25 protein-coding genes and 1 pseudogene are annotated in these 21,796 nt (G+C 48.2%); 16 read left to right on the plus strand and 10 right to left on the minus strand.

Going from position 1 to position 21,796, the window contains the following annotated elements:
- Position 1 precedes the first annotated feature (1 nt).
- From BRW63_RS17010 to BRW63_RS17030, 5 genes are all read left to right on the plus strand, one after another.
- Positions 2 to 1,402, plus strand: coding sequence for a cytochrome c biogenesis protein (locus BRW63_RS17010; RefSeq protein WP_073073205.1), 1,401 nt, complete (start codon positions 2 to 4; stop codon positions 1,400 to 1,402).
- A 120-nt stretch (positions 1,403 to 1,522) separates the two neighbouring features.
- Positions 1,523 to 2,503, plus strand: coding sequence for a metal ABC transporter substrate-binding protein (locus tag BRW63_RS17015; RefSeq protein ID WP_073073207.1), 981 nt, complete (start codon positions 1,523 to 1,525; stop codon positions 2,501 to 2,503).
- A 9-nt stretch (positions 2,504 to 2,512) separates the two neighbouring features.
- Complete coding sequence (locus BRW63_RS17020) at positions 2,513 to 3,298, plus strand: metal ABC transporter ATP-binding protein (protein ID WP_073073208.1); 786 nt, start codon at positions 2,513 to 2,515, stop codon at positions 3,296 to 3,298.
- Positions 3,289 to 4,131: a metal ABC transporter permease gene (locus BRW63_RS17025; RefSeq protein ID WP_073073210.1), complete on the plus strand. Its 843-nt coding sequence runs from the start codon at positions 3,289 to 3,291 to the stop codon at positions 4,129 to 4,131. The genes BRW63_RS17020 and BRW63_RS17025 overlap by 10 nt, the downstream gene beginning before the upstream one ends.
- A gap of 45 nt (positions 4,132 to 4,176) precedes the next feature.
- Complete coding sequence (locus BRW63_RS17030; protein ID WP_073073212.1) at positions 4,177 to 4,563, plus strand: ribosomal maturation YjgA family protein; 387 nt, start codon at positions 4,177 to 4,179, stop codon at positions 4,561 to 4,563.
- Position 4,564: 1 nt separating this feature from the next.
- Here the strand turns inward: BRW63_RS17030 and queF are convergent, their stop codons facing one another.
- Positions 4,565 to 4,981, minus strand: a complete 417-nt coding sequence (gene queF, locus BRW63_RS17035) for a preQ(1) synthase (protein ID WP_073073214.1) — start codon at positions 4,979 to 4,981, stop codon at positions 4,565 to 4,567.
- Between the two features lie 280 nt (positions 4,982 to 5,261).
- On the opposite strand from queF, the gene BRW63_RS17040 reads away from it, so the two are divergent.
- Both BRW63_RS17040 and BRW63_RS17045 read left to right on the plus strand, forming a co-directional pair.
- Complete coding sequence (locus BRW63_RS17040; RefSeq protein WP_073073215.1) at positions 5,262 to 5,855, plus strand: hypothetical protein; 594 nt, start codon at positions 5,262 to 5,264, stop codon at positions 5,853 to 5,855.
- Between the two features lie 247 nt (positions 5,856 to 6,102).
- Entirely contained in the window at positions 6,103 to 6,441 is a 339-nt protein-coding gene (locus tag BRW63_RS17045) for a P-II family nitrogen regulator (RefSeq protein ID WP_073073217.1), read from the plus strand.
- A 158-nt stretch (positions 6,442 to 6,599) separates the two neighbouring features.
- Here BRW63_RS17045 and BRW63_RS17050 read toward each other — a convergent pair whose 3' ends face one another.
- On the minus strand, positions 6,600 to 7,301 hold the full coding sequence (locus tag BRW63_RS17050; RefSeq protein WP_073073219.1) for a potassium channel family protein: 702 nt from the start codon (positions 7,299 to 7,301) through the stop codon (positions 6,600 to 6,602).
- A gap of 77 nt (positions 7,302 to 7,378) precedes the next feature.
- Positions 7,379 to 8,713: a TrkH family potassium uptake protein gene (locus BRW63_RS17055; RefSeq protein WP_073073221.1), complete on the minus strand. Its 1,335-nt coding sequence runs from the start codon at positions 8,711 to 8,713 to the stop codon at positions 7,379 to 7,381.
- Positions 8,714 to 8,829: 116 nt separating this feature from the next.
- On the opposite strand from BRW63_RS17055, the gene BRW63_RS17060 reads away from it, so the two are divergent.
- The 6 genes from BRW63_RS17060 (at position 8,830) to BRW63_RS17085 (ending at position 13,662) form a co-directional block, all read left to right on the plus strand.
- Positions 8,830 to 9,666, plus strand: a complete 837-nt coding sequence (locus BRW63_RS17060) for a methyltransferase domain-containing protein (protein WP_073073223.1) — start codon at positions 8,830 to 8,832, stop codon at positions 9,664 to 9,666.
- Between the two features lie 18 nt (positions 9,667 to 9,684).
- On the plus strand, positions 9,685 to 10,302 hold the full coding sequence (locus tag BRW63_RS17065) for a hypothetical protein (protein WP_073073225.1): 618 nt from the start codon (positions 9,685 to 9,687) through the stop codon (positions 10,300 to 10,302).
- A 59-nt stretch (positions 10,303 to 10,361) separates the two neighbouring features.
- Positions 10,362 to 11,300, plus strand: a complete 939-nt coding sequence (locus tag BRW63_RS17070) for a homogentisate phytyltransferase (RefSeq protein WP_073073227.1) — start codon at positions 10,362 to 10,364, stop codon at positions 11,298 to 11,300.
- Positions 11,301 to 11,356: 56 nt separating this feature from the next.
- Complete coding sequence (gene cobA / locus BRW63_RS17075) at positions 11,357 to 12,106, plus strand: uroporphyrinogen-III C-methyltransferase (RefSeq protein ID WP_073073229.1); 750 nt, start codon at positions 11,357 to 11,359, stop codon at positions 12,104 to 12,106.
- A gap of 80 nt (positions 12,107 to 12,186) precedes the next feature.
- A complete protein-coding gene (locus BRW63_RS17080) occupies positions 12,187 to 12,987 on the plus strand; it encodes a uroporphyrinogen-III synthase (RefSeq protein WP_073073231.1) in 801 nt (266 codons plus the stop codon).
- A 99-nt stretch (positions 12,988 to 13,086) separates the two neighbouring features.
- Positions 13,087 to 13,662 carry a DUF2721 domain-containing protein gene (locus tag BRW63_RS17085; protein ID WP_073073233.1) on the plus strand — a complete coding sequence of 192 codons (576 nt, stop codon included), beginning with the start codon at positions 13,087 to 13,089 and terminating at the stop codon, positions 13,660 to 13,662.
- A gap of 2 nt (positions 13,663 to 13,664) precedes the next feature.
- Here BRW63_RS17085 and BRW63_RS17090 read toward each other — a convergent pair whose 3' ends face one another.
- Both BRW63_RS17090 and nei read right to left on the minus strand, forming a co-directional pair.
- On the minus strand, positions 13,665 to 13,940 hold the full coding sequence (locus BRW63_RS17090; protein WP_073073235.1) for a hypothetical protein: 276 nt from the start codon (positions 13,938 to 13,940) through the stop codon (positions 13,665 to 13,667).
- 21 nt (positions 13,941 to 13,961) lie between these two features.
- Positions 13,962 to 14,783, minus strand: a complete 822-nt coding sequence (gene nei, locus BRW63_RS17095; RefSeq protein ID WP_073073237.1) for an endonuclease VIII — start codon at positions 14,781 to 14,783, stop codon at positions 13,962 to 13,964.
- 36 nt (positions 14,784 to 14,819) lie between these two features.
- On the opposite strand from nei, the gene BRW63_RS17100 reads away from it, so the two are divergent.
- Entirely contained in the window at positions 14,820 to 15,656 is an 837-nt protein-coding gene (locus tag BRW63_RS17100) for a PHP domain-containing protein (RefSeq protein ID WP_073073239.1), read from the plus strand.
- Positions 15,657 to 15,825: 169 nt separating this feature from the next.
- Here BRW63_RS17100 and BRW63_RS17105 read toward each other — a convergent pair whose 3' ends face one another.
- Positions 15,826 to 16,068: a CopG family transcriptional regulator gene (locus BRW63_RS17105; protein WP_073073241.1), complete on the minus strand. Its 243-nt coding sequence runs from the start codon at positions 16,066 to 16,068 to the stop codon at positions 15,826 to 15,828.
- Positions 16,065 to 16,490 (minus strand): annotated as a pseudogene (locus BRW63_RS29990) (putative toxin-antitoxin system toxin component, PIN family). Before BRW63_RS29990 ends, BRW63_RS17105 begins: the two are co-directional and overlap by 4 nt.
- 60 nt (positions 16,491 to 16,550) lie before the next feature.
- Here BRW63_RS29990 and BRW63_RS17115 point away from each other — a divergent pair.
- Positions 16,551 to 17,312, plus strand: a complete 762-nt coding sequence (locus BRW63_RS17115; protein WP_073073243.1) for a class I SAM-dependent methyltransferase — start codon at positions 16,551 to 16,553, stop codon at positions 17,310 to 17,312.
- Positions 17,313 to 17,628: 316 nt separating this feature from the next.
- On the opposite strand, the gene BRW63_RS17120 is transcribed toward BRW63_RS17115, so the two are convergent.
- From BRW63_RS17120 to moaD, 3 genes are all read right to left on the minus strand, one after another.
- Positions 17,629 to 17,904, minus strand: coding sequence for a MoaD/ThiS family protein (locus BRW63_RS17120; RefSeq protein ID WP_073073245.1), 276 nt, complete (start codon positions 17,902 to 17,904; stop codon positions 17,629 to 17,631).
- Between the two features lie 82 nt (positions 17,905 to 17,986).
- Positions 17,987 to 19,291, minus strand: a complete 1,305-nt coding sequence (thrC, locus tag BRW63_RS17125; protein ID WP_073073247.1) for a threonine synthase — start codon at positions 19,289 to 19,291, stop codon at positions 17,987 to 17,989.
- A gap of 110 nt (positions 19,292 to 19,401) precedes the next feature.
- Positions 19,402 to 19,662: a molybdopterin converting factor subunit 1 gene (gene moaD / locus BRW63_RS17130; RefSeq protein WP_073073249.1), complete on the minus strand. Its 261-nt coding sequence runs from the start codon at positions 19,660 to 19,662 to the stop codon at positions 19,402 to 19,404.
- Positions 19,663 to 19,802: 140 nt separating this feature from the next.
- Here moaD and BRW63_RS17135 point away from each other — a divergent pair, with 140 nt between their 5' ends.
- On the plus strand, positions 19,803 to 21,782 hold the full coding sequence (locus tag BRW63_RS17135; protein ID WP_073073251.1) for a serine/threonine-protein kinase: 1,980 nt from the start codon (positions 19,803 to 19,805) through the stop codon (positions 21,780 to 21,782).
- The last annotated feature ends 14 nt before the right edge of the window (positions 21,783 to 21,796 follow it).

A 21,796-nucleotide genomic window follows, 5' to 3' on the forward strand; every position in this document is an offset into this window, starting at 1 on the left:
CATGACGACAGATCGTGCGTTTTTGACGAAACTATCCGGTTTGGGATCGGCTCCCAAACGCTATTTTAAAAAAGAACTATTGCCGCTGTTGGCAGACTTGCGATTGGCGATCGTGTTGCTGTTAGCGATCGCCGTGTTTAGCATCACGGGCACCGTCATCGAGCAAGGGCAACCGTTAGCGTTTTATCAGGCAAACTACCCCGAACATCCCGCCCTGTTTGGGTTTCTCACCTGGAAGGTTTTGCTGACGGCTGGATTTGATCATGTCTATCGCACCTGGTGGTATTTGGCGCTGCTGATTTTATTTGGCTCTAGTCTAACCGCGTGTACATTTGTGCGACAGTTGCCTGCGCTGCGATGGTTTACGCGCAACACTAGCAAGTTTTACACGCAGCCGCGACAATTTCAGAAATTTGCATTGAGCGCTGAGTTTGATTCTGCCTCACTAGAGAAAGCCGTTTCTCTATTAGAAAAACGCCGATATCGGGTGTTTCGCAGTGGTGATACGATCTACGCTCGTAAAGGCATTATTGGACGGATTGGCCCGATCGTCGTTCACGTCAGCATGATGCTAATTTTGATCGGTGGCATGGTGGGTGCAATGACTGGTTTCATTGCTCAAGAAGTCGCTCCGAGTGGGTCAACTTTTCTGATTAACAATATTGTCGATGCCGGCCCGTGGGCAGAACCCCAATTCCCGAAAGATTGGGCAGTCAAAGTCAATCGCTTTTGGATTGATTATTTGCCAACGGGCGAAATTGACCAGTTTTATTCTGACTTATCAGTCTTAGATAACGACGGTAAAGAGGTCGATCGTAAGACCATTCACGTCAACGAACCTCTTAAACACAAGGGCGTGACGCTCTATCAGGCAGATTGGTCGATCGCGGCGGTGCAAGTCAAACTCAACAAAAGCCCAGTCTTGCAGTTTCCGATGGCAAAACTAGATGCAGTCGGCAGTCGAGTTTGGGGCACCTGGGTTCCGCTCAAGCCTGATTTGAGTGATGGGGTATCTCTGATTGCGAGAGACTTACAAGGACTGCTGCTCATCTATGACACCGATGGCAAGCTGATTTCGACCGTTCGTAAAGGAATGTCGGTGCAAGTTAAAGGCGTAACGTTGGCGATCGCTGACATCATCGGCAGCACTGGGCTACAAATCAAAGCTGATCCGGGGATTCCGATCGTTTATCTAGGCTTTGGCTTGCTGATGATCAGCACCATGATGAGCTATGTGTCTCACTCCCAAATTTGGGCATTGCAAAAGGACGGTAAGTTCTACATTGGCGGCAACACAAACCGTGCTCAAGTTACTTTTGAACGCGAGTTTTTAGAACTGTTAGATCAGATTGGGGAGCGAGAGAATGTCTTAGACACAAGCACTCAGTTAGCTGAAGTTTAGGCAGATTGTTGGATTGTTTAGACTACTGGCACGATCGATTATTCCTATTTTTCATAATTCTTTCATTCTTTGCCACTTTATGATAGATTTCAAAAAGTGAAAGAATTATGAAAAATAACTATGAAGCATAAATTCGGTCTTAATCAAGGCTCAATTTCCTTAAGACGCTTGCAGGCTGGTCTGTTTACTCTTTTGTTGGGGGCGTGGTTAAGTGGGTGCGCCCAGACTACTCCGTCTCAGACTCAGCAAAATCAAGCCCCTGCTGCCTCTGCTCAAAACGATAAAAAGGTCATTCTCACCACATTTACGGTGCTGGCAGATATGGCGCAAAACGTGGCAGGTGACAAGGCGATCGTCGAATCCATCACTAAACCGGGGGCTGAAATTCACGGCTATGAAATCACGCCTAGTGACCTAGAACGAGGGCAAAGGGCTGATCTAATTTTAGAAAACGGCTTGAACCTGGAACGCTGGGCAACCCGGTTCTACAACAGTCTGCCCAACGTTTCTCATGTCACCTTGAGTGAAGGATTCCAACCCGTCAACATTGGCGAAGATGCTTATCAAGGCAAGCCCAATCCCCACGCTTGGATGTCGCCTAAAAATGCTTTGATCTACGTCGAAAATATTCGCAAAGCACTGGTAAACCTCGATCCGGCTAACGCGACAACCTATGACGCAAATGCCAAAACTTACAGTCAGCAGATTCGGTCGATCGACGAAAAACTGAACCAAGCTATCTCAACTATTCCTTCCGATAAACGCTACATCGTCAGTTGTGAAGGTGCATTCTCCTACATTGCTCGCGACTATGGCTTAAAGGAGGTTTATATTTGGGCAGTCAATGCCGAACAGCTAGCCACGCCGAAAAAGGTGGAAAAGGTAATCAATACGGTGAGGGCAAACCAGATTCCGGCTGTGTTTTGCGAAAGCACGGTCAGCAATGAGGCACAGCTTCAAGTGGCAAAAGAAACAGGTGCAAAATTTGCAGGCGTGTTCTATGTCGATTCTCTCTCTCCGACCGACGGTCCTGCAGCAACCTATCTCAAACTTTTGGAATACAACATCAACACCTTGATCAAGGGCTTGCAAAGTAAGTAGAGGAAACCTATGGAGCAGATTAGCATTGATATCGAAAATGTGACGGTCGCCTATCACGGTAAAGTGGCGTTGCATAGTGCCTCACTGCAACTCAAAGCCGGAACTATTTGCGGACTGGTGGGGATGAATGGCGCAGGAAAATCTACGCTGTTTAAAGCAGTGATGGGCTTTGTTAAACCTGCCAGCGGCAGAGTGCTGATTAATGGGCTACCGATTCGTCAGGTACAAAAACAAAATCTGGTGGCTTATGTGCCCCAATCGGAAGAAGTGGACTGGAATTTTCCGGTCAGCGTCCACGATGTCGTGATGATGGGACGCTACGGCTACATGAATTTGCTGCGAATTCCTCGATCGCCCGACAAGCGTGCCGTGCGAGACAGTTTAGAACGAGTCGAAATGTGGCAGATGCACGATCGCCAAATTGGTGAGCTATCCGGCGGCCAAAAGAAACGCACCTTTTTTGCCCGAGCATTGGCGCAACAAAGCACCGTTTTGCTGCTAGATGAGCCGTTTGCAGGAGTTGACATCAAAACCGAGAAGATGATGATTAACCTGCTGATGGAACTGCGACAGGCGGGTTATACAGTTTTAATTTCTACCCATGATCTTGCTTCTGTCACCACCTTCTGCGATCAGGTTGTGTTGATTAACCGCACGATTCTGGCTTATGGCAAGACTTCAGAGGTGTTTACAGAAGAAAATCTTTCCCGCACCTTTGGCGGTTCAGTTGGCGATTTCGGATTTGCCAAAAGTCGGTCAACTCAGCGTAGTCAGGAGGAGCAAGAATGGACTTGATTCAGTGGTTTGCCGCACCCTTGCAGCACGAGTTTATGGTCAAGGCAATTCTCGTCAGTGCTTTGGTGGGGTTAGTCTGCTCTGCCCTATCTTGCTACATGACCTTGAAGGGATGGGCGCTGATGGGCGATGCCGTCTCCCACGCGGTGCTGCCAGGAGTGGTGATTGCTTATGTGCTGAATATTCCCTTTGCGATCGGGGCGTTTGTGTTTGGTGTGGGTTCTGTAATCGCGATCGGGTTTATCAAATCCAAAACTCGCGTTAAAGAAGATACGGTGATTGGATTGGTGTTTACTGGCTTTTTTGCGTTGGGTATTGTGCTGATTTCCAAAATCACCAGCACAGTCGATTTGAGCCACATTTTGTTTGGCAATGTCTTAGGAATTTCGGATTCTGACATTATCCAAACGATCGTCATTAGTGTGATCACCCTAGTGACGCTGGCGATTTTACGCAAAGATTTAGTTTTATTTTGCTTTGACTCGACTCATGCCCAATCGATCGGGATCAATATTGTTTTTCTCTACTATGTTCTGCTGTCTTTGCTGTCGCTGACTGCGGTTGCTGGGCTGCAAACCGTTGGCATTATTTTAGTCGTTGCTATGTTGGTCACGCCGGGGGCAACCGCGTATTTGTTAAGCGATCGCTTTGACCACATGGTGCTGATTGCGATGGCTTCCGGCGTATTTTCTAGCGTCATGGGCACCTACATCAGCTACCACATTGATGGCTCAACAGGCGGATGTATTGTAGTGCTGCAAACGCTGCTGTTTGTGGTTGCGATGATTTTTGCACCTAAACATGGCTTATTGGTTAGAGCTAAAAATTCATAGGCAGTCAGTGAATAAGTCACAACTCAACGATCGCGTAGTAGATTCATGTCTTATCGAGTTGCTCTTCTCGTCTGCGCGATCGCCCTCCTGCCAATAGGTTATGCAGTACGATTTTCGCAGGGTGGGGCGGAATGGCTACACGACATCGGCGGCAGTCTCACCTACCAGATCTTTTGGATTTTGCTGGTGATGGGTTGCTATCCCAAAGCGTCTGTGATGCGGGTGGCGATCGCCGTTTTCCTCACATCCTGCGCGATCGAGTTTCTTCAGCTTTGGAAGCCACCATTTCTGCAAGCCATTCGCGCCACCCTACCCGGAAGATTGGTTTTGGGCAACACCTTTGGCTGGTCAGACTTCCCCCCTTATTTTGTGGGCAGCTTTTTAGGCTGGGCTGGGGTGAAAACGTTACGCCGATTGACACGCCGAACTTAAATTACGCTTCACCCTTTTTGTGGTTCACTTCAACGACTGTATGCACGTTCCCACGAGGTGTATAGTCGGCTCTGACATTGATTTCTAACGGATCGCAAGCGGCAACCAAATCATCCAAAATCTGGTTAGCAGACTCTTCGTGAGAGATGTAGCGATCGCGGTAGCTGTTGATATAGAGCTTAATGGCTTTTAGCTCAACTACCCGCTGATCGGGCACATAGGTGACATAGATCGTCCCAAAGTCAGGGTAGCCAGAAAACGGACATTTGCAGGTAAATTCTGGCAGCGTAATGGCGATCGTATAGCGCCGTCCGGGTCGCGGATTGGGGAAGGTAATCAGTCCACCTTCTTCGATGATGCGTTCGCCATATTTAACGCCTGGAGCCGACGAAGTTTCTTGCGTTTGAGGATGAGTCATAGAGGTGGATTGGCGATCGTGGATTCAGTCAGTATTGACCATTCTAAAACTGATTGATTGTAGCAATTCTGTTTGCGATCTTGTCGCGATCGAAGCACGAACACACAAGCGGTTTTTGAATTTCTGAGTCATCTTCCACCTGATCGAGAGAAATCTGTCGCGATCGGGTGATTTTTGCCAAATTTCTTGACTATTTTTGCTTCAATTGCCTAAATTACAGCTATTCTGTGGCATAGTTTTCCAGATTCTGCTGACTGTTTGACTGTGGTGATGCAAATTTATGACTTCTAACGTGAACCCTCAACCCTCTGCGCGGACTGCTAAAGCATCCGGGCAACCTGTCTCATCTGCAAGTGCTTATTCTCCGTCTGTGCCCATTTCTCTCTACCGCGAGGTGACCGCCGAGCTTCAGGCTTCAAGATCAACTGTAGAAGCACTCAAAGCGCAAAACCAGCAGTTAGCCAAGCAAAATAATTATCTGCGGCAAGAGGTTGAGAAGGCCGCCTTGACGACTCTACATCTTCGTCAAGTCGTGAGCAATTTGCCGCCCGTGAATATGGATTTGCCTCAAATCCCTCGTGTAGAGGTGATGCCCGACCTAGAGGCTAGATTTAGCGCTCCTCCAGCAGTAGCGCGTCCGCCTGCACCTCCTCTACCCAAGCAATACCTAGTAGAGTCAAACGAGTCGCCCTTGTTGTCAGATCATCTAGTCTTTGAGCAAGAAAGCCAGCCTCGTCGCAAAATTCAGGCTGACAAACGTCCGACTGAGTTAAACGGTTGGTTGTTAGGGCTAATTATTGTGACGATCGTCATCACAGCTTTTGGTACGGGCTTTTTAATTGTGCGCCCCCTCTTGCCGTCTGGGAATAAATAGGCAAGTCTGAAAGCACGTTACAAGCTGCCACAAATGTTGATAAAACGATAGCTAGACTCAATAGACGTGCAATAGTTCGTCAAAAAATCGAGTCGCGATCGTGGGAGACTCTAGGGTATATCTGCACAAGGCATGACTTCAACCTCAAAGGGTAGTCGTCGTTACAAACCGCTTCTGGCTAACGGTGATAGAAGAGTCATGCTGATAGATTGATAGATACAGACAAATTGAGAAGGAGTGTAAGCGCTTGAAGAAGGTTGAGGCTATCATCCGCCCGTTCAAACTTGATGAAGTCAAGATTGCATTAGTCAATGCTGGCATTGTGGGCATGACGGTTTCTGAAGTCCGGGGTTTTGGACGACAGAAGGGGCAAACTGAGCGCTATCGCGGCTCAGAATACACAGTTGAGTTTTTGCAGAAGCTCAAGGTCGAAATCGTAGTCGAAGATGAACAGGTTGATATGGTGGTTGAAAAAATCATTGTTGCTGCCCGCACTGGGGAAATTGGGGATGGCAAAATCTTTATTACTCCCGTTGACCAAGTAATTCGGATTCGGACTGGGGAAAAGAATTTGGAAGCCGTCTAACTTTCCAAAATTCCTTAGAAGTCACTCTTTGAAATTCACCTTTCCAGACTTGATTAGGCAACTCCAACATTGGGGTTGTCTCTTTTTTAGTGACAGCCATTTCAAAAACAATTGCGGCGAAGGAACTCATCGAACTGACGTTAATTTAATTCACAGTTCTAAATGGGTAGTCGATCGATGTCCTTATTCGCCCCAATCACCACGATCGCTGAACCCTTGCGAAGAATGGTGATCGGGTCAGGATTGATCACAAACTTGCCATCTTGACTAAACGCCAGCATATTTAGCCCATAGCGAGCGCGCAGTTTTATTTCGGCGATCGTGCGATTATCAAATTCTTCGGGCACGATCACCTCGACAATGCTGTTTTCGGGGTCGAGTTCAAAGCGTTCTAGAATGCCGGGTTTGGTCAGCGATCGCGCCAGGTTATAGCCCGCGTCGTGTTCGGGAAACACCACATGATCAGCCCCCACTTTTTTGAGCAGCTTTTCATGAATCTCTGAAGAGGCTTTGGCAATCACATGACGAACGCCGCCCTCTTTGACATTGAGTGTCGTAATAATGCTTTCTTGAACATAGTTTCCGATCGCCACAATCACAGTGTCTTGCTCAAGAATTCCGGCTTCTTTAAGGGCAGCGGGTTGGGTTGAGTCAAGCTGTCGCGAATGGGCAACGATGCGATCGCTTAAAGCCTGATCGACTCGCTCCATGTCAGAATCAACCCCTAAAACGTCATATCCCTGACCGTGCAGCGTCGAACAAACCGCGCGACCAAAGCGCCCCAAGCCAATCACCGCAAATTGCTTGTTTTTATGATCAGCCCGAAGCCCATGAAAGAATTTAAGTGCAGATAGATTCACAGTTCTATTAGTAAGGGATTTGAAATAAAGAGTGACCCTGTTATCCTTTAAAGTATCTAACGAGTTGAGCATGCAGCTTAACCCACCAGCAAATTTTCTTCGGGATAATTGACAAAACTGGGCTTTGGGTCGCCTAGAAGCGCACCGACTAGCAGCAAAATTCCCACACGACCGACATACATGGTTCCAATTAAGACAATCTGTCCGAGGGACGAGATGTTGGGCGTTCCGACTGCGGATAGACCAACCGTTGCAAAGGCAGACACCACTTCAAACAAGATATTAATAAAATCAAGCTCTGGATCGGTGAGAGTAATCAAGATTGTTCCGCCGATCACCGTCATAGCAGAACCTACCAAAACGCCTACCGCCTTTAAAATCAGAGGTACCGGAATCTGGCGGTGATAGCACAGCACTTCATCTTTGCCTTGCAAGACGGCTTTGGTGCTGCTAATCAAGACCCGGAACGTCGTTGTTTTGATGCCGCCACCCGTTCCCCCCGGATTTGCGCCAATAAACATTAGCGCGATCGTAATAAATAACCCTGCGTTGGTCATTTTGCTGATGTCGATCGTATTAAACCCTGCCGTTCGTGGCACCACCGACTGAAACCAGGCTGCCATGATTTGATCGCCCCAGCCCAAAGCACCCAGCGTTTGCACATTACGAGATTCGGTTGCGAGAAATGCGAGTGTGCCGATCGCTAATAAGACTAGTGTGGTGCTCAACGCAATCTTAAAGTTGAGTGTGAAAAAAGATCTTTTATCAGAGTTTGAGACGCGATCGCGCCCCCAAAAAAACATCTCCATGATCACTTGATAGCCAATTCCGCCAAAGATGATCAGCAGCGTAATTACGCCATTCATCAAGGGAGATTTAGCATACTGAATTAAATTATCGGAGAACAAGCTAAATCCAGCGTTATTAAAGGCATTAACGCTGTGAAAAATTGAGAGCCACAGCCCTTGGTTAAACCCAAATTGAGGCACAAAGATCAGCATTAACAAAAAGACCCCTGTGAGTTCAAAAATCAGGGTAGTGGCGATAATCGATCGGATCAACATCGCTAACCCCGATAACCCTGGGATGTCTAAAGACTGTTGAATGGCAACTTTATCTCTGAGTCCCAACCGCCTGCCGAGCAGCAGCAGCAGCACTGTCGTTGCTGTCATATAGCCGAGTCCGCCAACTTGCACCAGCAGCACGATTAAGAACTGCCCCCAAAATGAGTAGAATTTGCCGACATCGACGACCGACAGCCCGGTCACACAAACTGCTGAGGTCGAGGTAAACAAAGCAACCACTGGGTTGCTCCAAGCGCCACTGGCGAGAGAGAACGGCATCATCAATAGCAGCGTTCCCGTGGTAATGACGGCGAGAAATCCGAGGCAAATGGTGCGGGAGACAGTCATGAAGGAGTTTGGGATGTGGAGGCAAATTTAGTGTACCTTGCGAACCTCCTTCAGAGACTCATCAAATCGTCGTCGATAAGGTAGGCTGTTTTCTAGCCTTTTAATGAGTTTCTGGCATGACTTCGACCCTCTATCAACAAATTCAGCAGTTTTATGATGCCTCTTCTAGTCTGTGGGAGCAGGTTTGGGGAGAACACATGCACCACGGTTATTATGGGACAGACGGTCGAGACCCCAAAGAACGCAGACAAGCACAGATTGACCTCATTGAAGAACTGTTGCGCTGGGCAAACGTCACCCAGGCTGACAATATTCTGGATGTTGGTTGTGGCATTGGCGGTAGTTCGCTTTATTTAGCCGAGAAATTTGGTGCTAAAGCAACGGGGATTACGTTGAGTCCTGTTCAAGCTAATCGAGCGATCGAGCGGGCCCAATCCGCCAGACTCAACGCTCACTTTCAAGTTGCGAATGCGTTAGAAATGCCCTTCGCTGATGATTCTTTTGATTTGGTGTGGTCGTTAGAAAGTGGCGAACACATGCCCGACAAGGCGAAGTTTTTGCAAGAGTGTCACCGAGTTCTCAAACCAGGTGGCACCTTTATTTTTGCAACGTGGTGTCATCGAGAGATCGATCGCCAACCGCTCACCGCCGACGAGCAAAAGCACTTAGAAGACATTTATCGAGTTTATTGCCTGCCTTATGTGATTTCGCTGCCAGAGTATGAGCAGATTGCTCGTAAAGTGGGTTTCAAAGATCTGCGATCGGCAGATTGGTCAACCGCCGTTGCACCTTTTTGGAACGTCGTCATTGACTCAGCCTTTACGCCAGCCGCCTTTTTTGGACTGTTGACATCGGGCTGGACGACTATTCAGGCAGCCCTGTCGTTGGGACTCATGAGTCGAGGCTACGATCGCGGGCTAATTAAATTTGGGTTAGTCTGTGCTACAAAGTAACCTGAAAGCCGCAGCGAAATGAACAGACTCCTGTTGTTGATCAATCGACTTGCGCGTCGCGATCGTCGATCTCAAAAACCAAATATCTATCTCAAAATCGTTGACGTTTTACTCGCTCTTGTTGGCGTTTTAGTCAGCATCGCGTTGATTAGTTCGATTCTGATTGTGCTACTGATAGTGATTTTTCGCTTCGATCTTTCAACTCCAACTGATGCCACTTGGCTTTATCAACATCAAGAGTCTGAGACTAAAGTGACTGGAGATCAGCAGATTGGAGGCGGATATCTTTTTGTGTTTGACGGTCAAGATGTGTGGTTAAGATTTCGAGTCAAAGAAGACTCAGTGCCAACTAAACCACGGCTTTTTGAGGTGTGCAAACCAAACCAGTTTGCAAAAATTAGACAATGGTTTCTAGAAAACGTTCGCGAACGTTCTGGTTTTTTATCGTCTTTAAACCCGTGGACAAGACTATCTGAAGTCGATTTACAAAGCTTGAATGACTTGAATAATTTGCGCTGCTTTGAGCTAGGAAAGATAGACAATAAGTTCGGACAAATTCCTTCAAATGCAGGCTGGTGGATGCTCTACAATTCAAAGACAAGGCTGCTTTATCTAAGATATACAGAATATGACTAAAGGCTGATAATTTAGCGATCGCTCACTATATAAATCTATTCATAAATTCAAACATTATTATGAGCCGAACTTCTCCAAAATCGTCCGTTTCTTTTGTCTCAAACCCAGTTCAAAGATACGCTCCTGGGCTTTATGCTTTCTGGAAATTCTCTCGCCCCCATACGATCATCGGCACTTCTTGCAGCGTTTTGGGCATGTATTTTATCGCTGCCGCTAATCAGCCCTTTGTCTTTGAGCCTTTCTCCTGGTTTCTGCCTCTGCTGGCGTGTCTCTGTGGGAATGTTTACATCGTCGGACTTAATCAGCTAGAAGATGTTGAGATCGATCGCATCAACAAGCCGCATTTACCACTGGCTTCTGGAGAATTTTCTCGCACTCAAGGAGTCGCGATCGTCACCATTACAGGCATTTTGGCGATCCTCCTTGCCGCCTTACAAGGGCAGTATCTATTAGGAATGGTGGGGTTGAGTTTGGCGATCGGCACGGCCTATTCACTGCCGCCGATTCGTCTCAAGCGGTTTCCCTTTTGGGCATCGCTGTGCATTTTTAGCGTTCGGGGCGCGATCGTCAATCTTGGATTATTTTTGCACTTTAATCATGGATTTCCGATTCCGCCCAAAGTGTGGGCACTGACGCTATTTGTATTGGTGTTTACGTTCGCGATCGCAATCTTTAAAGATATTCCTGACATGGAGGGCGATCGTCAATATAATATCAGCACTTTTACATTAAGAGTCGGTCAGAAAGCCGTGTTCGATCTCTCTCGGTGGGTCTTGACCGCGTGCTATTTAGGAATGGTGGCGGCTGCATTTTGGTTGCCGTCAGTGAATGCACCTTTTCTGATCGTGAGTCATCTTTTGTTGGTCAGTGCCCTATGGTTACGGAGTCAAAAAGTTGACCTACACGAGCCGCGAGAAGTGGCAAAGTTTTATCAATTTATTTGGAAAATGTTCTTTCTGGAATATTTGATTTTTGCGATCGCCTGTCTTTTGCACTGAGTCGAACTTAGCGGAAAATTCAACGATAGTAGAGTTATCTCTCGTCTCTCAGCGCTATGGTCATCCTAGTAGGCAAAGTTTATCTAGTCGGGTCAGGGCCTGGAACCGTTGATTATCTAACTGTCAAAGGTTATCGGCTTTTAACTCAGGCAGAAGTGCTCGTTTATGATGCCTTAGTCGATATCGATTTATTAACACTCGCCCCCGATCACTGCTTAAAGCTCAACGTGGGCAAACGGGGCGGCAAGCCTAGCATGAAGCAAGACCAAATCGATCGCCTCCTGGTCAACCAGTGTCAGCAAGGCAAACAAGTTATTCGGCTCAAAAGTGGAGATCCGTTTATTTTTGGGCGATCGACCTCCGAGATTCAAGCGCTCAACGCCGCAGGATGTTTATTTGAGGTAGTTCCGGGCATCTCCTCAGCGCTGGCGGCTCCTCTGCTGGCGGGCATTCCGCTCACGGATCTTGTCCTGAGTCGCTGCTTCACGGTTCTTAGCGCTCACGAACCCGATCGCTTAGACTGGCAGACTTTAGCCCAAATCGACACGCTGGTGATTTTGATGGGCGGACAGCACCTGCCCGTGATCGTTCAGCAATTGCAGAAACAAGGACGATCGCCGCAAACTCCGATCGCGGTCATTCGGTGGGCAGGGCACCCTCAGCAGCAGATTTGGGTGAGCACATTGGCACAAATTCTGTCACACACCACAAACCATTCGCTGTCGCCCTGTGTGATCGTGATTGGCGAGGTTGTGGGGTTACATTCATTTTTGTCGCCCACTTCTAACCCAACTCACGATCGCTAACATTGCCCATCTCCCGCGACCGTTTAACAGAGAGATGCGATCGGTTCCGGTCTATTCTAGTCTTTTACCCGTTATTCGCTGTGCTTACCCTTCCTCTCTCTCTCAAAACGATTCTCGTCACCCGATCGGCTGGGCAGTCTAGCCAGTTCACCAAACTACTTCAACAGCAAGGCGCAAATGTAGTTGAAATGCCTACTCTAGAGATTACGCCGCCGTCTGATTGGCAAGAGCTAGACAACGCGATCGCGCGGCTCAACGAGTTTGATTGGCTAATTCTCACGTCTGGCAACGCCGTTGAATATTTCTTTGAGCGTTTAGCTTCACGGTTGCAAGATGTCAGAGGGCTATCTGCGATTAAAATTGCGGTAGTGGGTGAGAAAACAGCATTTATTCTCAAGCAGCGAGGGTTACAAGCAGATTTTATTCCACCCGCATTTGTGGCTGACTCAATGGTGGCGAATTTTCCGGAGCCTGTGAGTGGCAAAAAACTGCTGTTTCCCAGAGTGGAGACGGGGGGGCGAGAAGTGCTGATGAAAGAGTTTAGCGATCAAGGTGCAGAAGTGACTGAAGTTGCCGCTTATCAGTCAGGGTGTCCGGTGACGATCGACCCCGCAGCCTTAGCCGCTCTACAAAATCGTCAGGTCGATGTGATCACGTTTGCCAGTTCTAAAACAGTCAAATATTTTTGTCAACTCGTCGAAACCTCGCTGGGTGAAGCTTGGCAGACTTATCTAGAAAACGTTGGCATTGCCTCGATCGGACCTCAAACCTCAAAAACTTGCCAATCTCTACTTGGACGGGTTGACGTAGAAGCCGAGGAATATACCCTAGAAGGATTGACTCAAGCTGTGGTGAAATTTGCGAGTAGAGAGGTTGTCTAGCGATCGAACCGTACGTCTTTATAAATCTGAAGGCATTTAGTACTTTTGTACTAAACTATGGTATTCTGTTGGCACCCCAACCTGGTGCGGAGAGAATTTATGAGCGTCGAGCAAACCACACAACTCATTCAGCTAATTCTCAACTCAGTGCTGATGATTGTCGCCTGTGCTTTTATTTTGGCAGGCTTATTGCTGCGTCGCAGCGCCTTAGAATACCGCTTGCAAACCACCAGTTTGGAATATTGCCAAGTTTTGCATTTAGCCTATGAGTCTCAGGGCGATCGGCTCTTGCTGCTCAAAAAGCAACTTCGTCACCTTCAGCAGCAAGTCAAACTAGCGCAAAAGGGCACGATCTCGATTCACTACGCCTTTTTGGTGTTTGTTGCCAGCACGTTCACGTTATCGCTCAGGACGGTAGTTGATGCCACTTGGCTGATCACCACCGCTCTGGCGCTGTTTGTGGTCGGCATTGGCATTTTGCTGCTGAGTGTGACGCTGCTGTTGCTCGATTTACACAAGTCCGATCGTCCTTTTTGGCAAGAACTTAAAGGCATGATTGAATTGCGCCACGATCGGGCAGGGCAACGCTCGATACAGATTGCTCGATCGCGCAATCCTAAATTTACCAAAGATTTTCACACCCATTTAATTCGTGAACGTGACAGATCTGCATAAGCCTACGTTGGCGCAATCACCGTTGCCTTTTGACCCGATTCGTCTACGACAATCCATCCTGTTTTGGGGTCTAGATTCTCAGCACTAGTGTTGACCTTGAAGTAGACTTTTTCGCCTGTATTGGTTTCAACGGCAAAATCTGCGTTTTGAGCGTAAACCACTTTAAACCCCCGATCTTGTAAGCAAAACTTTGCCCAACTTTTAAGCGACTGACGATTGGGATCAAAGGGAATTGGCGGACGATCGAAGAGTGTTTGCATTACATTAACTAGCTGCATAGATTCAGTTTTGTAGAAACGTTAAAGCGCTTGACACCGAGGACAAAAATAGAGCCGCCGACCTGCATAGATTTCTTTGACGATCGCCGTACCGCACAAAAAACAAGGTTTCCCTTCACGACCAAAGACATAATGCCGATAGTCACTGCGTTTATATTTTTGCTCTTTAAGTTGGGCAACAATTTGCAAATCGTTGGTGATGCCTTTTGTCAGATAAGACTGGTGCGTCACCGATAAAACCGCTTGCGCCAAAGCATGAATCTGTCCAGTATCGCAGTCTAGGGGACGTAAAGACGGATGCACTTTTGCAACAAATAAGATTTCGCTGCGAAGATAGTTGCCCAATCCGCCTAAGAAATGCTGATCTAACAATAATGAGGTGAGTTGACGACGGTGAAAGCGTTTGTCAAGAAAGCGATCGACAATTTGCTCAACGGTAACAGCTTGATCCAACACATCCAACTCAACTCGACTGAGAAACGGATGGGTCGCCAACTCATGCTCATCTAACACCTGAATGTCAGATGCACTGTAGAGCAACGCCGATTTTTTTGAGTTGTGAATCGCTAATCTCAACTGTCGATTCGTAGTCGGATAAGACTGCAAGTTTCGCACATACCAGCGACCATAAAGCTGATTGTGACTATAAATATAAAGCGGAATCGTAAAGCAAATCACCATCGCTTTTCCGCGTGTTTTGACGGCGGTGACTTTCTCCCCAGTTAAAATGTCCTCAAACGATTTGAGCCGATCGAAGGCAAAGAAAATCTCGGTCACGGGTCGATCGACCAATGCCTTTGCTATCTCGTCAGCCGCTTGTCTAATTTCTGGGCCTTCAGGCATTGCGACGACCTAAAAAAGAAGTGTTGTAATAGAAGTATGTTAGAACTTCACTGCCACACAACCTATTCTGATGGCACTCTCACCCCGACTGAGCTAGTCAACGCCGCGATCGCTCGAAAAGTTCAGGCGTTAGCGATCACTGACCATGACACGATGGGCGGTTGGGATGAAGCGTTTGCCGCCGCGATCGACCAACTCGAAATTGTCCCTGGACTGGAACTCAGCACTGTTTGCAACGATCGATCGCTCCACATTTTGGGCTTTTACCCCGATCGTGATCTACTGTCCGCGCCATTGAATGAACGGCTAGAAGGACGCAAACGGCGATCGCAGAAGATTGTCGAAAAATTAGCCGATCTAGGCTACCCCGTTGAGTTGCCAGAAATGGGAGAAAGTATGGCTCCGGGTCGTCCTCATATTGCGACGGCAATGGTGCGGGCGGGCTATGTCGAATCATCGCGCGAGGCGTTCGATCGCTTTCTCGGTGACGATAAACCTGCCTATGTGCATTATGAAAAATTCGACAGCGAGGACGGCATAGAACTGCTGCGAGCGTGCAAGGCAGTTCCCGTGTGGGCACATCCTTGTCTGTTTCGGGGTGGCTATGTTGAAGAGATTTTGCCTCAACTCGTCGAGGCTGGGTTGATGGGCATTGAGGTCTTTCACCCTAGTCACACACTCAGACAGGTGGCGCGGCTCGAAGCCCTGTGTGAAGAGTATCAATTACTGATGACAGGCGGCAGTGACTATCACGGCCCCAATCTTGAAACCAAACGCGCTGATTACTCGTCTCTCAACAGTTTGCATCTTTCGCTAGACTTGCTGGAGCCGATTAAACAAGCTGCCAGTCAACAGAGAAGCCTAAAAGCCTGATGACGACTGAGTTTTGTCTTTATGAAAACTTTATGGATGCGATCGAGTTTCCTCCGGAAAGCTCACTGTTTTGTGAGGATAGAGGAATGGTAGATGCACCCTGATGATTCACCCCTGGCTTAGGTTGGGGGTTTTTTGTAGACAAGCTAAATACCCAACGTTGAGCTAGTTATCTGGGCAGTCTGTCATGTGCTTCTGGCTCAATGTCTGGGACTTGGGCTAAGGCTGCTTCATAGTTTGCCCGACTTCCCCGCTTGGCTCGCTCTTCTAGATAATCTACACCCATCAGCGCAGCCATTTTTTCTGCAATGGCGATCGCAACCCACTGATCAACCGAAATTCCTTGTCGCTGCGAAACTACTTGTAAGTCTTTATAAAGCGAATCTGACAATTGCACTTGCAGGCTACTCATAGCAAAGCTCCAATGCGGTGTAGAAAGAAAGCAGGTTCGGGAGCTTGTAACCCAAACCGCTTCACGTCGACAAAATCACGAAGGTTGTAGGTGATGATGTAATTACATTCTGCCTTAACTGCTAGTTCGAGAACCCTATCATCTTTAGGATCGGGAAGGTAAGGTCGCCACAAGAAGAAGATTTGATGGTGTTTAGCCACAGCGCAGTGAAAACCGAGCAGGTCGTTTGCTACCGTTTGATTAATCTGAAGTCTCTACAATCGATACAGTACCTCTTCGTATTCCAAAACTAATGGGACAGAGAGGTGTATGTCAAAAAGTCCCGTGTCTACAAGCGTAAGTAATCTGAAGGCACTTCCGCGTTTAGAGCGTAACCCAGAAACGATGACGTTCGTATCAATAACAATTTGCGGATTAGACATTAAGCCATAATAGGGGCGTTTAGCTTTTCGTTCTCTCAACAAAGCTTATACACGGCATCTATGTCTAATCTTTCGCTCTATCAGCTTGACCCATTAAATCGATTCAGCGATCGTGCCGCCAACTATGCCAACTATCGCCCCAGCTACCCGACTGAAGCGATCGATCAACTGCTTTTAGAATTGGGTGAACCGTCTCAATTAATTGCAGCCGATATCAGTGCGGGAACAGGCATTTCGTCTCGGTTGTTGGCAGATCGGGGGGTGAATGTGTGGGCGATCGAACCCAACGCCGCGATGAGTGCTGCCGCAGAAACGCATCCCAAAGTCAAATATCAACAGGCATCAGCAGAACAAACTGGCTTACCCGATCAGTCAGTAGACTTGGTGACGTGTTTTCAGTCGTTTCACTGGTTTGAGCCAGACTCGACACTCGCTGAGTTTCATCGGATTCTTAAGTCATCAGGACGGCTAGCGCTGGTGTGGAACAACCGAGACTTAAACGATTTGTTGACTCAAGAGGTGGGGGAAATTATGCGGAAAGCGTCCGATAAGCATCCTGCTCTCGATCGTCCAGAGGTTTTTCCTGAAAATCCCAATTTTATCAACGTGCAGGAATTCCGTTTTTTGTCTCAACAAGCCCTTGATCAAACAGGATTGATTGGCAACGCCAAGAGCCGATCGTATATTCCGCAAGCAGGAGCGGCTTATGAACAACTGCTCGTCGATCTCAATGATTTGTATGAGCGCTGGGTAGACGATCGTGGCTTTGTCTATTTGAAGTATCAAACCAAAGTTTTTTTAGCGAGTCCGCAAACTGTTTAATGAATAACGTCAGTTCGGGTTAATCATTGCCTGCCTAGCGATTGAACCTGGTCTCCTGTGCAGCCTGCGATAGTTTGATCGTCCAATGCCGAGCGTCTCGCCCCCTAAATCCCCCATGCTGGGGGACTTGGAATGGGCACAATTTCTTGAACGCGGTCGATCTTTCTGCTTCAAAGTCCCCCAAGTTTGGGGGATTTAGGGGGCGAAGGGAACTGAAACGGAGCAGTAACTTATCCCGAACTCAGGTTGAATACTAAAAACCGTTAGCAAGAAATTCTTACCAACGGCTCAATAAATGGGAGAAGGCTTGATTTGATCAGCCACCCGCGATCGCCGGAATAATGCTAACTTCATCGCCATCGTTAAGTGAAGTATTCACGCCATCTAAAAAGCGAATGTCTTCACTATTAACATAGAAATTAACGAATCGCCGTAGTTGTCCTTGTTCGTCACAAAGACGGGCTTTAATGCCGGGGCAACTTAGTTCGAGAGACTCTAGCAACTCTGCAACGCTAGTGCCACTGCAATCAACGGTTGCTTGATCATTGGTGAGTTTCTGCAATGGGGTGGGAATGAGAACTTTAACAGCCATGATGAAGGAAAAATGGTGAGTGATTAATGATTAGTGATGAACGATGAGCGGTCTTGAATACAGCCCTCATCATTGATCATTTTTAGACGAGAACTTGCTGCCACTCTAGACGATCGAGGGTTTTTGACCGCTCTAGGGCCCGCTCAAAGCTGTCGAGTTTTGGCTCGATCGTAAACGGTTCGCCGACGTAGCCTTGTACGGCTTCTTGAGTCTTGAGACCGTTACCTGTGATGTAGACAACTGTGACTTCTTCGGGATCAATCTTCCCGGCTTCGACCAGCTTTTTGAGAACGGCGATCGTCGTTCCGCCTGCGGTTTCAGTGAAGATGCCTTCGGTTTCGGCTAAGAGCTTAATGCCCTCAATGATTTCGGCATCGTTGACTGAGGTGATGGTGCCATTAGTCTTGCGGGCAATGTCGATCGCATATACGCCATCTGCGGGGTTGCCGATCGCGATCGATTTGGCGATCGTGTTGGGCTTCACGGGTGAGATAAAGTCACGTCCTTCTTCAAAGGCTTTGGCGATCGGAGAACAGCCTTCGGCTTGAGCACCGCTAAACCGCACAGGCTTCGCATCGACTAACCCAACTTCTACAAATTCTTGGAAGCCTTTATAAATCTTGGTGAATAGAGAACCCGACGCTAACGGCGCAACAATGTGATCGGGCAACTGCCATCCTAGTTGTTCCGCCACCTCGTAGCCCAGCGTCTTAGAGCCTTCTGAATAGTAGGGACGAAGGTTAATATTCACAAAGCCCCAGCCGTGGGTGTTGGCGACCTCAGAGCAAAGCCGATTCACCTGATCGTAATTGCCGTGAACAGACATCACCGTCGGATTGTAAATCAGAGTGCCCATCACTTTGCCTGCTTCGAGGTCAGAAGGAATGAACACACAGCAGTCTAGACCCGCATGAGCCGCGATCGCGGCTGTCGAGTTTGCCAAATTTCCAGTGCTGGCACAAGAAACAGTGGTAAAGCCTAGCTCTTGGGCGCGAGTCAATGCAACGGATACGACCCGATCCTTAAAGCTCAAAGTCGGCATATTCACCGCGTCGTTCTTGATGTAAAGCTTTTTGAGACCCAAGCGACGGGCTAAACGGTTAGATTGCACCAGAGGAGTCATGCCCGTGCCGACATCGATCGGGGTGTTAGTGGCAACTGGCAAAAACGGACGATAGCGCCAAATCGAGTTAGGGCCTGCCTGAATCGTTTCGCGGGTGACAGTGCGGCGCAAGAACTCATAGTCGTATTTCACTTCTAATGGGCCGAAGCAAAACTCACATACGTGACTCGCTTTCAGTTCATACTCTGCGCCACACTCTTTACACTTCAACGCTTCAAAGGCAGCAGTGGTAGAGTGAGTTTTGGGTTGAGTCGCCTGAGTCATATCTTGAAATCCTCTCGGTGCAAGCGTTCTAAAGGTTTAACGGCTGACGTTGCCTGATAGTAACATGGGCAAAAAATCGAGTCAAACAATCCCGACAGAAAAAGTCGGGATTAAATTCCACCGCTCACTGGCGGAATGAAGACCACTTCGTCTCCTGGCTGAAGAACAGTGTCAGGCTCGACAAATTGCAGGTTCACGCCAAATCGAGTCAGATCGCGCCATTGAGTCAGTTCAGGATGCTTGGCGATCAGCCGATCGCGCACGTCAGCCACAGTTGCCCCAGCCGGGAGTTCTAGCATTAACTCTGGAGTCCCGCAGGCTTCTTGATAAACCGCAAACAGTTTGACCACGATCGTGATGGAATCAGGCATGATTAAAAGCGTTCAACGATGAGCTATTTGCTCTCAGCTTACTTGCTGATCGTTTGGGGAGTAAAATCAGAATAAGACCGCTTCACTGCCGATCGTGGAGCTTTGCCCTCGACCGCCCATCCAGTTACTGATGTCTTTTAATGACTTACTGCCTAAACCCTGAGTGTAAGCGCCCGCAGAATGTTGATGGGACGGAGTTTTGCCAAAGCTGCGGAGTAAAACTGGTGCCGACACTGCGAGGGCGCTATCGTGTTTTAAAGCCTTTGGGTCAAGGCGGGTTTGGCAAAACGTTTCTCGCTGTCGATGAAGATCGGCTGAAAACCTATTGTGTGATTAAGCAGTTTTCCCCTCAGTTGAAAGGCACTAAAGGGTTAGAAAAGGCAGTAAGACTGTTTGAACAAGAAGCGATGCGCCTTCATGAACTGGGTGAGCATCCTCACATTCCGACGCTGCTTGCCTATTTTGAGCATGATCAGCGACTTTATTTAGTGCAGCAATTTATCGAAGGCCCAACGCTGGCACAAGAACTGCATCGGCAAGGAGCTTTTAGTGAACAAAAGATTCGAGAAGTGCTGGTGCGACTGCTGCCGATTTTGAAATTTGTGCACGATCATCATGTCATTCATCGCGATATCACACCTTCAAATATTATTCGTCGCAAACTCGATGGCAGACTCGTATTGATTGATTTTGGGGTTGCCAAGCTCTTAACCGAAAGCCCCTCAACTCAACCCGGAACCAAAATCGGCACCGAAGGCTATGCGCCGATCGAGCAATTGCGAAACGGTCAAGCCTACCCCGCTAGTGACTTTTATAGCCTGGGCGCAACCTGTGTCTATCTGCTGACTCAAATCAGACCTGAAGATCTCTACGATCCGCTGGCAGGGCATTGGCTGTGGCGAGAAAAGCTGGCGCAGCGAGGAGCGGCGGTTAGCGATCGCATCGGGCAAATGCTCGACAAAATGCTAAAAGATCTGGTCAACGATCGCTATCAAACCGCAGACGAAGCCATGCGTGATCTGCGAGCTGCCTTATCGACTCCTGCGTTTGCCTCTCCTCAAGGGTCGTCTCGGTCTGCTAGCGCGCCGGGCGTGACTCAACCGCCCACTTCTGGCTCACCGAGAGATTCAGGAGCCAGACCTTCTGGAGAAACACCTTCGGGTTCACCTCAGCCCCCAATTTCTCAACCCTCGTTTCCGAGAGGCAAAGTTCAGCCATCTTCTAAAAGTCGGCAGGTTCGGAAATGTTTGCATACGTTAAGCGGGCACTCATCTTGGGTAGTTGCGATCGCCCTCAGTTCAGATGCCAGAACGTTGATTAGCGGTGGCTTAGACGATCGCATCATGCTGTGGGATTTAACCACTGGCGAACGGCTTGGCATTCTCACAGGGCACAGCAAACCGATCAACTGTTTGGCAACCAGCCCCGATGGCAAGACGTTGATTAGTTGCAGTGATGACGACACAATTAAAATTTGGCAGCTTCCGAATGGAGCCATGCTGCGATCGCTAGCGGGTCACAGTCGCGATGTCAACTCGGTTGCCGTTAGCCCCGATGGACAGTTTTTTGCCAGTGGCAGCGAAGACCGCACCGTCTGCGTATGGCGCACCAAAACTGGAGAACTCCTACAAAGTTTTACTGACCTAGCGGGAATGGTGCGATCGGTCGCAATCAGCCCCAACAGCCAGATTCTTGCCAGTGGTGGACTTGATAATCAGATTAAGTTATGGAACCTCCACACGGGTCATCTCGTGCGAACTCTGAGCGGACACATTAATTCAGTGATGTCGATCGCCATCAGTCCCGATGGGCAAATTTTGGCCAGCAGCAGCAAAGACAAAACGATCAAGCTGTGGAACCCCAACACTGGCGAAGTGATTCGCACATTGTTGGGTCACACCGAGATTGTTAACTCGATCGCCATTAGCCCCGACGGTAGAACGCTGATTAGTGGCAGTAATGACAAAACAGTGAAGCTCTGGGTTCTCAACACGGGTGAATTAATCGGCACACTCACCGAGCATACTAACTCTGTAAACGTGGTTGCTGTCAGCGCTGACGGGCGACGGTTTGCAAGTGGTAGTTCTGATAACACTGTGAAAGTTTGGCAACTGGTTTAACCTGGTTCAAAGTG

The sequence above is a fragment of the Phormidesmis priestleyi ULC007 genome (assembly GCF_001895925.1).
GTDB classification, from domain to species: Bacteria; Cyanobacteriota; Cyanobacteriia; order Leptolyngbyales; family Leptolyngbyaceae; genus Phormidesmis_A; species Phormidesmis_A priestleyi_A.